12 protein-coding genes are annotated in these 12,565 nt (G+C 46.6%); 10 read left to right on the top strand and 2 right to left on the bottom strand.

Annotated features, from left to right (window positions below; genetic code table 11):
* Positions 1–15 precede the first annotated feature (15 nt).
* Genes phnD through phnE form a run of 3 tightly spaced genes read left to right on the top strand, consistent with a single transcriptional unit; the run spans position 16 to position 2,529 of the window.
* The gene (phnD, locus tag BUA12_RS02375) at positions 16–936 is read left to right on the top strand and encodes a phosphate/phosphite/phosphonate ABC transporter substrate-binding protein (protein WP_072707921.1); all 921 of its coding nucleotides are present in this window, start codon (positions 16–18) and stop codon (positions 934–936) included.
* Between the two features lies 1 nt (position 937).
* Positions 938–1,747: a phosphonate ABC transporter ATP-binding protein gene (gene phnC / locus BUA12_RS02370; RefSeq protein ID WP_072707919.1), complete on the top strand. Its 810-nt coding sequence runs from the start codon at positions 938–940 to the stop codon at positions 1,745–1,747.
* Entirely contained in the window at positions 1,744–2,529 is a 786-nt protein-coding gene (gene phnE / locus BUA12_RS02365; RefSeq protein ID WP_072707917.1) for a phosphonate ABC transporter, permease protein PhnE, read from the top strand. The genes phnC and phnE overlap by 4 nt, the downstream gene beginning before the upstream one ends.
* A gap of 63 nt (positions 2,530–2,592) precedes the next feature.
* Here phnE and BUA12_RS02360 read toward each other — a convergent pair whose 3' ends face one another.
* Positions 2,593–3,555 carry a 4-hydroxy-3-methylbut-2-enyl diphosphate reductase gene (locus BUA12_RS02360; RefSeq protein WP_072707915.1) on the bottom strand — a complete coding sequence of 321 codons (963 nt, stop codon included), beginning with the start codon at positions 3,553–3,555 and terminating at the stop codon, positions 2,593–2,595.
* A gap of 141 nt (positions 3,556–3,696) precedes the next feature.
* On the opposite strand from BUA12_RS02360, the gene BUA12_RS02355 reads away from it, so the two are divergent.
* From BUA12_RS02355 to BUA12_RS02335, 5 genes are all read left to right on the top strand, one after another.
* Positions 3,697–5,010, top strand: coding sequence for a DEAD/DEAH box helicase (locus BUA12_RS02355; RefSeq protein ID WP_072707913.1), 1,314 nt, complete (start codon positions 3,697–3,699; stop codon positions 5,008–5,010).
* An 18-nt stretch (positions 5,011–5,028) separates the two neighbouring features.
* Positions 5,029–5,934 carry a deoxyribonuclease IV gene (locus BUA12_RS02350; RefSeq protein WP_072707911.1) on the top strand — a complete coding sequence of 302 codons (906 nt, stop codon included), beginning with the start codon at positions 5,029–5,031 and terminating at the stop codon, positions 5,932–5,934.
* Between the two features lie 108 nt (positions 5,935–6,042).
* Positions 6,043–6,825, top strand: a complete 783-nt coding sequence (locus tag BUA12_RS02345) for a metal ABC transporter ATP-binding protein (protein WP_072707909.1) — start codon at positions 6,043–6,045, stop codon at positions 6,823–6,825.
* A complete protein-coding gene (locus tag BUA12_RS02340) occupies positions 6,822–7,691 on the top strand; it encodes a metal ABC transporter permease (protein WP_072707907.1) in 870 nt (289 codons plus the stop codon). The genes BUA12_RS02345 and BUA12_RS02340 overlap by 4 nt, the downstream gene beginning before the upstream one ends.
* Positions 7,648–8,070, top strand: a complete 423-nt coding sequence (locus tag BUA12_RS02335) for a Fur family transcriptional regulator (RefSeq protein ID WP_084669834.1) — start codon at positions 7,648–7,650, stop codon at positions 8,068–8,070. The genes BUA12_RS02340 and BUA12_RS02335 overlap by 44 nt, the downstream gene beginning before the upstream one ends.
* Before the next feature lie 65 nt (positions 8,071–8,135).
* Here the strand turns inward: BUA12_RS02335 and ispG are convergent, their stop codons facing one another.
* A complete protein-coding gene (gene ispG, locus BUA12_RS02330) occupies positions 8,136–9,251 on the bottom strand; it encodes a flavodoxin-dependent (E)-4-hydroxy-3-methylbut-2-enyl-diphosphate synthase (protein WP_072707905.1) in 1,116 nt (371 codons plus the stop codon).
* Between the two features lie 269 nt (positions 9,252–9,520).
* Between ispG and BUA12_RS02325 the strand changes: the two genes are divergently transcribed.
* Entirely contained in the window at positions 9,521–10,123 is a 603-nt protein-coding gene (locus BUA12_RS02325; protein ID WP_072707903.1) for a superoxide dismutase, read from the top strand.
* 107 nt (positions 10,124–10,230) lie between these two features.
* Entirely contained in the window at positions 10,231–12,420 is a 2,190-nt protein-coding gene (locus BUA12_RS02320) for a peptidoglycan D,D-transpeptidase FtsI family protein (RefSeq protein WP_072707901.1), read from the top strand.
* The last annotated feature ends 145 nt before the right edge of the window (positions 12,421–12,565 follow it).

The following is a 12,565-nucleotide window of genomic DNA, read 5'->3' as shown; positions in this document are numbered from 1 at the left end:
TTAGGAGGGTTTTTTATGAAAAGAATTTCTTTATTGTTGATGGGGATACTATTTACGGCTGTCCTCGCTGCCTGCAGCGGGCAGACTGAAGCGGGAGATGCCGTGGATGCTTCAGACGGTGACGGGGAGGCACGCGGTGATGACTGGCCTGAATCTGTATCATTTGCTGTAGCGGGCATCGAAGGGCAGGAAGAATTGCTGCTGCGCTTTGAAGCATTCGAGGAGACAATGGAAGACATGCTTGATACGGATGTTGAACTGTTTGCACTTTCCGACAGGACCGTCTCTTCCACGGCACTGGAATACGACCAGGTGGACATCGTACTGTCCGGACCCTCTGAATACATATTATCAAAAGAAGCGAAACCCGAAATCGAGCTTGCCGGCGGCGTCCATAGGGCCGAGGGACATTATCATGTCGTCTTCATCGCAAGCGAAGAAAGCGGGATAGAATCACTGGACGATGCAGTGGGTAAAACGATAGCCATGAAAGATACCGGCTCGACATCAGGTCATATCGGTCCCAGCGGCATACTGGTGGACGAGGGTTATGATCTGGATGCGGATTTCGATATTCAACTGCTGGGGGACAATGCGCTGGAATCACTTTTGAACGGTGAGGTCGATGTCATGGCGGACGGCGTCAAACATTGGCATACCATCCAGGAGGAAGGGCTTGGAGATGAATACAGGCTGATCTATGAAGGGGAGCCGCTGCCTGCAGACCCATTCATTTTGAATGATACACTGCCTCAGGCGTTCAAGGATGAGTTCCTGAACATCCTGATGGAAAATGAAGAAGAAGTGCTTAATGCCATATTATCAAGCGAAGAGAATGATAAATATGAAGATGGCGGAATCATCGAAGCTTCTGATGAAGATTACGATAATATGAGGGAAACTTATGAGATTTTAGGTCTGGAAATCGAGGAATAAAATGAATGCCATCGAAGTGAACCAGATCAGAAAAGTATATAATCAGCGAGATGTTGCATTGAATGGGATTTCCTTCACCATTAAAACAGGCGAGAGCATAGTGATACTTGGGCATAACGGCTCCGGGAAGTCCACCCTGTTCCGTACATTGACCGGGTTTGAGGAACCGACCGAAGGTTCCGTCAAATTGCTTGGACGGGGAGTGGATGCCGGGAAGCGGAATCATCTGCGCGAGACGAGGAAAAAGGTCGGTATGGTATTCCAGGCTTTTGGTCTTGTCGATAATGTCTCGGTTTTTCAAAATGTATTGTTCGGTGCATTGGGGCAGGTTAAGTTTGCACCGGCAACCTACAGCTTATTTGCTTCAGATGCCCTCAGGGAGCGCGCAATGGAATGCCTGGACAGGGTGGGGCTTGCCCATCTGTCGGAAAGACGGGCAGACCGGCTTTCAGGCGGTCAGAAACAGCGCATTGCCATCGCCAGGATGCTGATGCAGGATCCTGAAATCATTTTGGCGGATGAACCGATAGCAAGCCTGGATCCGAAAGCCGGCAGGGAGGTCATGGAGCTGCTGAAGGGCATCGCTGAAGAGAGGAACATCACATTGTTGATGATCCTGCATCAGCTGCCGATAGCGAAAAAATATGCTGACCGTTTCATCGCATTGAAGAATGGTGAAGTGTTTGCCGATGGTGATGTCACGGTCATCGATGAGAATTTTGAGACGGCACTGTTTGGTAATGCCGGTCCAGAGGAAGCATCTTCCGATGAGACATCACAGCATATTGAACAGGAGGCCAAAAGCTCATGAGTCCAAAGCCTCCGAAAAGATTTGAAAAGCCGTCGATATGGTCTTTTATACTTATACTCATCGTCCTTGCATTTCTTGTAACAGGGATCAACAATGCAAATATCACATTTAGCCGGATCACAGGCGGAATCATGAATATCGGGGATTTTTTGGCACAGGCTTTCCCCCCTGATTTCAGCCGCTTCGGTCCCATAATGAGTGCCATGATTGAAACTTTTGAAATGGCCCTTGTCGGTACTTTCGCGGGTGTGATCATATCGATCCCAGTGGCGCTTCTGTCTTCCAAAACGACGAACTCTTTTTCATTCCTGCGCTCCTTGACGAAAGGTGCGGTCACGGTCATGAGGACGGTGCCGGACCTGGTATGGGCATTGCTTTTCGTGATCGCTGTAGGGCTCGGTCCTTTTGCGGGGATATTGACGATTACAATCGACACAATCGGATTTTGTGCCAGATTCTTCTCCGAAAGGATTGACGAACTGGATAAAAAGCCTAAAGAGGCACTTGAATCCACAGGATCGGGATACTTCGGCGTCATCACGGGTTCAGTCCTGCCTCAGGCCACCCCGTCATTCGTGGGAACAAGCCTGTTTGCGCTGGAGAAGTCAATCAGGGGTGCGACCGTTCTCGGCCTAGTCGGTGCAGGGGGCATCGGTGTTGAACTCAGTGCACAGATGTCATTGAGGAACTTCGATCAGGCGCTGATGATCATAATCATCATTTTAATACTCGTCCTCGTTGTCGAGAATATATCGCAGAGGATACGCGCAAAATATATATAGTATGGAAAGCAAAGGAGCATTCATCCAGGTGGACTGGAAGAATGCTCCTTTATCAATACTATATCATTTCATGATTTCAACCGGTTTCGGTTTTTTTATTTTAGGCAGGATTTTGTCCTTCGGAACTCTTGATTCCGGTGCTTCATATGATTCTTCGTTGTATTTGTTCAAATACTCGATCACTTCCCTGACGATCGGTGTCGGGGTGGAAGCGCCGGCAGTAACTGCGACGGAATTGATGCCCTTCAGCCACTCCGTATCGAGTTCACTCAGGGAACTGATGCGGTATGCATTCGTGTGTGCGATTTCCTTGGAGACCTGTGCGAGCCTGTTGGAGTTGTTGCTTTTCGGATCACCCACGACGATCAGCAGCTCTGCCTGGTTCGCCTGTTCCGCCACCGCCTCCTGGCGGACCTGGGTCGCCATGCAGATTTCCTGCTGGACTTCGATGTGCGGGTATCTTGACTTCAATTCATCCATCAGGTGACTGACGTCCCACTGGCTCATCGTCGTCTGGTTGGTGACGACGATTTTCCTTTCGTGCAGCACTTCAGGGAGTAAATCAATGTCATCCATCGTCTCGACGAGATGAACGTGTTCCGGGTTTACACCGACCGCACCTTCAGGTTCGGGATGGCCCTTTTTACCGATATAGACGACATCATAACCTTTTTCCGTCTTGTCGCGTATCAGATCATGTGTCACCTGGACATCGGGACATGTTGCATCAATGCAGGTCAACCCTTTTTCTTTTGCCCGCTTTTTAACTTCGGGTGATACCCCGTGCGCCGTGAAAATCACAGTACCTTCGTTGATTCCTTCAAGGATCTCCAGTCTGTTCGGCCCGTCAAGGGTGACGATGCCATCCTCTTCAAAAGCATCCGTCACATGTTTGTTGTGCACAATCATTCCTAATATATATATCGGCCTTGGCAACGACTTGTCCATCGATGCGTTCCTGGCGATCACCATCGCATCGACCACGCCGTAACAATAACCACGTGGTGTTATTTTAATAATATCCATAGAGTTCATTCCTCCTCAACAATCATTATACCTGTTCCGGCATATAATTAAAATCATCATGAAGTCCGAAATTACATTATAGCATGTATCGCGTATTTCAGTTATAATTGAAGTCGAATTCAAAAATGAAAAGGTGATACTATGAGTCACGCATTTAAACGTTTCAAATTCAATGATTCATTACTCGAAGCCATAGAATCAATACATTTCACCCATCCGACACTGGTCCAGGAGAAAGTCATCCCCAAAGTCCAAAAAGGGGAGAACGTCGTCGCGATGAGTGAAACCGGCAGTGGTAAGTCACATGCTTTCTTACTGCCGATCATTGAAAGTATAGATACCGGTCAACATTCGACTCAATCCATAATTCTTGCACCCACAAGGGAACTTGCAAGCCAGCTGTTCCAGATGACCAATGAGATACTGAAGCATTACGAAGATATTAGAACGACTTTGTTCATCGGCGGTACAGATTTCAACAAAGATCTGGAAAAAGCTGAAAAGTCGCCTCAAATCGTCATCGGCACACCGACACGGGTCAGGGAGCTGATGCAGGATGGTGCACTGAGACTCCGGCAGTCGAAGTCCATAGTCATCGATGAAGCGGATTTGATGATAGACCTCGGTTTCCTTGAGGATGTGGATATACTTGCGAATGCATTGCAGGAGGAGGCGCAGTTCCTTGTGTTCTCGGCAACAATCCCGGTAATGCTTCAGCAGTTCCTGCAAAAATATATCGGCCATGTCGAAACGGTCATCGTCGATCAGCCCAAAAACAAAGCTTCCATAGAATATCTGCTTGTCCCTGTAAAAGGGGACGATAAGATGGCCAAAGTCAAGGAACTGACAGAAGTCATCACCCCGTACATCGGAATAATATTTGCAAATTCCAAAACACGTGCAGACGAACTCTTCGAATATTTAAGAAGTGAAAACCTGAAGGTCGGCATCTTTCATGGCGGGCTGAAACCCCGTGAAAGGACGAAAGAAATCAAAAATATCCGGGAATTGAAGTATGAATGGGTCATAGCAAGCGACCTGGCTTCACGCGGCCTGGACATCGACGGTGCTTCCCATGTGATCAACTACGATATCCCAAAAGACATCGAGTTTTTCACGCATCGTGTGGGGCGTGTCGGACGCGGTCAATATGAAGGTGTGGCGATCACAATCTATACGCCTGAAGAAGAAAGTCTGATCGATCAGCTCGAGAAAAAGGGCTATGAGTTCAGGCATGAGGACGTCAGACGGGGAGAACTGCAACCGATCAAATCAAGGACTGAACGCACCAACAGGAAAAAGGTCCAGAAAGATATCGGACAGGACCTCAAACATAAAGTGAGGAAGCCGAAAAAGGTCAAACCTGGCTACAAAAAGAAGATGTCCAGGGAGCTTGGCGAACTGAAGCAGAAAGCAAGAAGACAGCATGCCAAATCAGTGAAGAGAAAAAAATAATCGGTTAAGGATGGTAATATGTTAATAGGGTCACACGTTTCCATGAGTGGTAAAAAGATGCTTGAGGCAGCGAGTGAATCTGCTGCAGATTACGGTGCCAATACATTCATGATTTATACAGGAGCGCCGCAAAATACAAGAAGGAAAAAGATTGAAGACTTGAACATCGAAGCGGGGAAGGCGCATATGGAGGCGCACGGCATGTCCAATATCGTGGTCCATGCGCCGTACATCATCAATATTGCCAACACTGTGCGGGATGGTGTTTTTGAGCACGGTGTGGAATTTTTGCAGGAGGAGATCGTGCGGACGGAACATCTCGGTGCCAAACAGATTGTACTTCATCCTGGAAGCCATGTCGGTGCCGGCGCCGAGGAAGGCGTAAACTCCATCATCAAAGGGCTGAATGAAACGCTGAGTGTGAAACAGGATGTTCAGATTGCCCTTGAAACCATGGCAGGAAAAGGCTCGGAAGTCGGCAGGAATTTTGAAGAGCTTGCAAAGATCATCGACGGTGTCGGAAACAACGAACGCCTCAGTGTCTGTTTCGATACATGCCATGTTCATGACGCAGGTTATGACATCGTCAATGATTTTGACGGGGTGCTGGAAGCATTCGACAAAATCATCGGGATAGACAGAATCAAGGTGATCCATGTGAATGATTCCAAAAACCCTGCAGGGGCCCATAAGGACCGCCATGAGAATATCGGGTTCGGCCATATCGGCTTCGATGCCCTGAATTATATCATCAACCACCCGGAGTTCAAGGCACTGCCAAAAATCCTGGAAACGCCTTTTGTGGGTACGGATAAGAAGAATAAGAAACCGCCGTACAAACATGAAATCGACATGATAAAAGATGGGGAATTCAATCCGGATCTGCTCAAAGAAATCAATCCGGTGATGGCGGAAGCAGAATAATAAAAAGCCGCAGCATTTTTACGCTGCGGCTTTTTCGTAATCATTCCTATTTACAAACCGTAACCATTCCTATATAATAAGATGATCGTATTTTAAAGGGGCGAGAAGATGGCTGAACCAGTCTTTGAAATTAAAGATATATCATACACCTATAAAGATAAACTTGAGCATACACCTGCACTGAAGAATATAAATTTGAAGATAGATAAGGGCGACTTTGTGGCTCTGGTCGGTCCGAACGGCTCCGGTAAGACGACTTTGATCAAATTGATTCTCGGCGTACTGAAACCTCAGCAGGGAGAAATCTATATCAATGGTCAAAGTTCGAGGAGATATAAGGCCGGACAGGAAATAGGATATGTCTCCCAAAAATCCAACAGTTTCGCAAAAGGTTTCCCTGCCTCGGTCAGCGAAGTCGTCATGAGCGGGCTCACCAAACAAAAGGGGCTGTTCAAAAGGTTCACTAAAAAAGACAGGGACAGGCTTGACGAAGTGCTGGGGATGCTTGATATAGGACACCTCAAAGACAAAAATATATCTTCCTTGTCCGGCGGCCAGACCCAGCGGGTCTTCATCGCCAGAGCGCTGGTGAATGATCCGTCGATCCTTGTGCTTGATGAACCGACGGTCGGCATAGATAACAGGCATGTCAAAGAATTTTATGAAGTTTTATTGAAGCTGAAAGAGCGGTCGGTCACCATACTTTTGGTGACGCACGATATCGGGGTCGTAGTCGATAACGCTGATGAGGTCGCGTGCCTGAATGAACATCTTCATTTCCATGGAACCAACCATGAGTTTAAAAATCTTGGCGAAGCCGAATTGTCAAAAATTTATGGTTTTCCTCTTCAGCTCGTGAGCCATGATCATGACAGGGAGTGCTGTATATGATCGAGGCACTCCTTGATTATGAATTTATAAGATATTCATTCATAAGCGGCATCGTTGCGGGACTGATAGCGCCCTTGATCGGCACATTCATCGTCATCAGAAGATTATCGCTGATAGCGGATGCGTTGAGTCACGTGACTCTTGGAGGGATTGCCTTCGGTGTATATCTCTCCACCCTCTTCACATTCACAATCAACCCGCTCATAACCGGAATTATTTTCTCCATTCTGGGCGCGCTGGGGATCGAGAGGCTGCGCAGCGTTTATAAACATTATCAGGAACTGGCGATTCCCATCATAATGAGCCTTGGTATTGCCGTAGGAATCGTATTTCTATCCCTGGCGAACGGGTTCAACCAGGATTTATTCGGCTACTTATTCGGCAGTATCAGTGCTGTCAGCATGAATGATCTGATTCTGATAGTGAGTATAGGCATTATTGTCATCTTATTCATTTTTTTACTGTATAAAGAACTTTTCATGGTTTCATTCGATGAAGAGTATGCAAATGTCATGAATGTCAACCGTTGGATTTATATTGCATTCATCATCGTTGTCGCACTGGTGATCAGTGCTTCGATGAGGATCGTCGGCATATTGATGGTCAGTGCACTGATGACACTGCCTGTAGCCAGTGCGATGAGGATTACATCAAGTTTTAAGCAGTTGATGATTTTGAGTGTAATCTTCGGGGAGACTGCAGTCATCAGCGGTCTGTTCTTGAGCTATCATTTGAATATCTCTCCGGGCGGAACCATAGTCTTAGTATCCATATTGATATTGATGGGCACCATTATTCTTAATAAGTTGGGGGTGAGCAGGAATGGCGGAAGAAATGAAGAAGTACCGGGACAGACTCAGGGATAACGGATTGAAGGTCACAGAGAAAAGAATGACCATGATTGAATTATTTTTGAGTGAAAACCGTTATTTGAGTGCAAAAGAAGTCCAGGAGAAGCTTTACGAAAAATATCCAGGTTTAAGTTATGACACGATATACCGGAATCTGTACACTCTTAAGGAAATTGATGTGTTGGAAAATACCAATCTTGAAGGCGAGATGCAGTTCAAGATTTCTTGTACAGATCATCATCATCATCATTTTATATGCGAAGAGTGCGGCAATACAAAAGTGATTCATTATTGCCCGGTGGAGACTTGGCAGGGTGAGCTTGAGGGTGTAGAAATCACCAGTCATAAAGTGGAGCTTTACGGCCTGTGCAGGGAATGTAAAAGTGTTGCCTGATTAAACACCATACGAATAAAAGGAGCGTGGACAGACTCAGTGTCCACGCTCCTTTTATTTGATTTCTATTTGCTGGCTGCTTCCTCTTTGGCCAGGCGTTCTTTTTCATAATGTGCCTCTGCCAGAATGTCGATTTCCTTTTTAAGCTCATCGACCATCGTTTCCTCAGGGACTTTCCTTACCGTCTCGCCATGCATGAAGAGCAGGCCTTCACCGCGTGCACCGGCTATGCCGATATCTGCCTCACGGGCTTCACCGGGACCATTGACGGCACATCCGAGTACGGCAACTTTAATTGGTGCCTTGATCGTTGAAATGTACTCTTCCACTTCATTCGCTATGGAAATAAGATCGATTTCTATCCTGCCGCATGTCGGACAGGCGATCAGTGTCGCTGCATTGCTGGCAAGACCATAGGATTTCAGGAGTTCTTTGGCAACCTTGACTTCCTCCACCGGGTCGGCCGACAATGAAATCCTGAGCGTGTTTCCGATGCCCTGTGAGATGATGGCACCGAGCCCTGCAGCACTTTTGACCGTGCCGGCGAATAAAGTTCCGCTCTCTGTAATCCCGAGGTGCAGGGGATAATCAAAAGCTTTGGCCGCTTTGGTATATGCTTCGATAGCGAGATTGACATCCGACGCCTTCATCGAAACGATGATGTCGTGGAAATCGAGGTCTTCAAGAATTTTGATGTGGTGCAGTGCACTTTCCACCATACCGTCAGCAGTAGGGTAGCCGTATTTCTTGATGATGTGCCGCTCAAGGCTGCCCGCGTTGACGCCAATGCGGATTGGTATGCCTTTTTCCTTACATGCTTTGACGACTTCCTCCACACGTTCACGCCGACCGATGTTGCCCGGGTTGATGCGGATTTTATCCGCGCCGCCCTCTACAGCCAGCAGCGCAAGTTTGTAATCAAAATGTATATCGACCACGAGTGGTATATTAATCTGTTTTTTTATTTCGGGGATCGCTAAAGCATCTTCTTCTCTCGGGCATGCCACTCGGACAATCTGACATCCGGCTTCCTCTAAACGGTGGATCTCAGCGACAGTCGCTTCCACATCATGTGTTTTGGTCGTTGTCATGCTCTGAATGACAATCTGGTCTTCGCCGCCGATGGTCACGTCGCCGACTTTCACCTGTCTTGTTTTAGTACGATGTGTTATTTCAGACATATCCAAACTCCTCATATAAATACTTTCTTAAATCATCTGTTATTATACTAGATATGACTGTGAAATGTAACTGTTACGAATCGTTTAGTCCATTATTTCTCCAAACGGGAAACTTGATTTCCATATGTGGAGGCAATCCGGCATCGTCTGGATGTTTATAAACAATCATACAAAGGTATGATTATAATGCAGCAGGAACAATTCATTTGTTATTCTCAGACTGACTTGGTATATTTAATATGTAAAATCTTATTGGAGGGGAATTAACTATGGCTTTTGAACTACCAGAATTACCTTATGCATATGATGCATTGGAACCACACATTGACAAAGAAACTATGGAAATTCACCATTCTAAGCACCACAACACTTATGTCACCAAGCTGAATGATGCAGTTAAGGGGACGGACCTTGAATCCAAGGATATTGAAGAAGTGATCAAGAATTTGAATTCAGCACCTGAAGATATCAAGACTGCGGTACGCAATAACGGCGGCGGACATTATAACCACTCATTATTCTGGGAAATGCTGACTCCTGATGCTGCTGAGCCAAGCGGCGAAATCAAAGATGCAATCGAATCCAAATTCGGTTCATTGGATGCTTTCAAAGAAAAATTTGAAGCGGCGGGTGCCGGCCAGTTTGGTTCAGGCTGGGCTTGGCTGGTTGTTAATAACGGAGAACTTGAAGTCGTTTCCACACCAAACCAGGATAACCCGATTACAGATGGTAAAACGCCTGTACTTGGCGTAGACGTATGGGAACATGCATACTACCTCAAGTATCAGAACAAGCGTCCGGAGTACCTTAAAGCATTCTGGAACGTCGTTAACTGGGAGAAAGTGAACGAACTTTATAAAGCGGCTAAATAATTATAAAACAGTCAAAGACGGGACCCGTGTCCCGTCTTTTTTATATCTATAAAATCGCGGCTGTGATAGAATAACTTTAGTATTTTTGTATTGAGGGATGAAGTCCATTGAAAAGAGCAAAAGTGAAAAGTTTAGAGGCATTGAACAGGCAAACATTGAAGGCCAGGATAAATATCATCATATCCATAATATTCTTTCTGTGCCTGATATTGATATTCAGGCTGGGGTACCTGCAGATTGTACAGGGCGATGAATACCAGGAAGAGATTGAGAACGCACAATATGTTGAAATCAACCAGAGTGTCCCCCGTGGTGAAATCTATGACCGGAATGGAAATCTGCTGGTCGGCAACGAATCCAGACCGGCGATTTATTTTACACGTCACAGGAATATGAACAATTCGGAAATCATGGACGTGGCAGAGCAGTTAAGTGAATACATACATATGGATGTGGACATGATTTCCCTCAGGGACAAGCAGGATTTTGTCATTAATCATTATCATGACGAAGTTGCCTCTTTGATGAGTGATGAATACACTCTGCTCCAGGACGGCAATATCAGCAGAGCTGATTTCAACGAAGAATTTTACAACAGGGCGGATGAAGGTTTCGTCGATGAACTTTTATCGGAGGAGGACCTGAATATTCTCGGCATTTATGTGGAGATGGTGAACGCACCTGAACTCAATCCGGCCATCATCAAGAATGAAGGCGTGACGGAAGAGGAATTCGCAAGTGTCAATGCTGCCCTGGATGACCTTGAAGGTATTTCCACAGGAATGGACTGGGAAAGGTACTATCCGTATGACAGTACGCTCAAGGTCATTTTCGGGGAGGTTTCTTCACCGGATGAAGGGGTCCCGAGGGAACTGCTTGAAGAATATCTGGCTCAGGGCTATTCCAGAAACGACAGGGTCGGAAAGACTTATCTCGAGCGGCAGTATGAGGATGTGCTCAGAGGTGAAAAAGAGCAGGTGAAATATTCAACGGATAAATCCGGGAGGATCATCGACCAGGAAACGGTGGAAAGCGGTGAGCCGGGCGATGACTTATATCTGACCATTGATATAGAACTGCAGCTCGAACTGGAAGGACTCGCAGAGCATCATCTCATGTCACTGAGAGAACTTGCCGAAGATGTCAATGCGCGTGATGCAGTGACGGGCGAGATAGATTACACGATCATTCCTGAACATTTGGATACCGTACTGCTGGTCGTACAAGATCCCAATAACGGTGATGTCCTGGCCATGGTCGGCAAGCAGATTGACCAAGATGGTGACATCGTCGACTTCCATTATGGAACGTTGACTTCAACATTTGTACCCGGATCCTCGATCAAAGGTGCGACCATCGTGACGGGTTACCAGGAAGATGTGCTCGATCCCGGGGAAGTCTTGCTCGATGAGCCGCTCCGCTTCAGCGGTGACAATCCGAGGACCTCCTTCTTCAACAGGGACTCAAAGATTCCGATTGATGATCAGGAGGCACTGATGGTGTCGTCAAACGTGTATATGTACAAGGTCGCTTTGAGGCTCGCCGGTATCGAATATGAGGAAGGTATGTCACTGCCCCATGACATTACTGGAGCAGGCCAGAAATTGAGGAACGGATTCAGCCAGTTCGGCCTCGGCGTCTCCACAGGCATCGACCTGCCGAATGAGGCACTGGGACTTTCGCCGGATTTCGGTCAGTACCCTGCCAACAATTATCTATCCCTGTCCATTGGCCAGTACGACACATATTCTGCACTGCAACTGAGCCAATATGTCTCGACCATAGCAACAGGCGGCAAAAGGATGGAGCACAGCCTTGCAAAAGAGGTGAGGGGCAGCAACATGAATGAAGACGGCCCGGTATTGAAAACATTCAATCCGACTGTATTGAACAACGTCAATATTTCAGAAGAGGAATGGCAGCAGGTGCATGACGGTTTCTACGATGTGTTCAACACCCATGACCAATCGACGGACCGCTACGGGACCGGTTGGGATGCTTATCACGAATTGGAGCCGAAAGCGGCGGGCAAGACGGGTACAGCGGAAACTTATAAAGATGGAGATGGTGTATTCAACCAGACATACCTTGGTTATGCCCCGTATGACGATCCGGATATGGCATTTTCAGTCATATTCCCGAATATGCCTTATACCATACCCTTCTTCCCGGCACAGTACTTCGGTGCGGACGTGGTCAACAAGTTCTATGAATTGAAGTACGGCCACGAGGCGGAGGCACCCTTCGATTATGATGTGGGCTGGTTCTACCCACAATTGGAATACGGGGATTACTAAACCTTTCAGATTATATTCTGAAAGGTTTTTTAATGCTCCGGAAATTTACACAAACTTTACAATCCGTTCATTACACATTTACATTCAACCGTTATTGTATGTATGTAACATCAGTTACTACATCGACAAATGGAGGAATTTTAGT

Origin of the sequence: Lacicoccus alkaliphilus DSM 16010 (assembly GCF_900142805.1) — a bacterium.
In the GTDB taxonomy this organism is placed as follows: domain Bacteria; phylum Bacillota; class Bacilli; order Staphylococcales; family Salinicoccaceae; genus Lacicoccus; species Lacicoccus alkaliphilus.
Note: the sequence above shows the minus strand (reverse complement) of the source record. Positions and strands in the feature narration are given on the sequence as shown.

Bases quoted from the DNA above. Each gene is read 5' to 3' on its own strand.
- BUA12_RS02325 (WP_072707903.1), top strand. From the start codon at position 9,521: ATGGCTTTTGAACTACCAGAATTACCTTATGCATATGATGCATTGGAA.
- phnC (WP_072707919.1), top strand. From the start codon at position 938: ATGAATGCCATCGAAGTGAACCAGATCAGAAAAGTATATAATCAGCGA.
- BUA12_RS02355 (WP_072707913.1), top strand. From the start codon at position 3,697: ATGAGTCACGCATTTAAACGTTTCAAATTCAATGATTCATTACTCGAA.
- BUA12_RS02340 (WP_072707907.1), top strand. From the start codon at position 6,822: ATGATCGAGGCACTCCTTGATTATGAATTTATAAGATATTCATTCATA.
- BUA12_RS02345 (WP_072707909.1), top strand. From the start codon at position 6,043: ATGGCTGAACCAGTCTTTGAAATTAAAGATATATCATACACCTATAAA.
- BUA12_RS02350 (WP_072707911.1), top strand. From the start codon at position 5,029: ATGTTAATAGGGTCACACGTTTCCATGAGTGGTAAAAAGATGCTTGAG.
- BUA12_RS02360 (WP_072707915.1), bottom strand. From the start codon at position 3,555: ATGGATATTATTAAAATAACACCACGTGGTTATTGTTACGGCGTGGTC.
- phnE (WP_072707917.1), top strand. From the start codon at position 1,744: ATGAGTCCAAAGCCTCCGAAAAGATTTGAAAAGCCGTCGATATGGTCT.
- BUA12_RS02335 (WP_084669834.1), top strand. From the start codon at position 7,648: ATGGCGGAAGAAATGAAGAAGTACCGGGACAGACTCAGGGATAACGGA.
- phnD (WP_072707921.1), top strand. From the start codon at position 16: ATGAAAAGAATTTCTTTATTGTTGATGGGGATACTATTTACGGCTGTC.
- ispG (WP_072707905.1), bottom strand. From the start codon at position 9,251: ATGTCTGAAATAACACATCGTACTAAAACAAGACAGGTGAAAGTCGGC.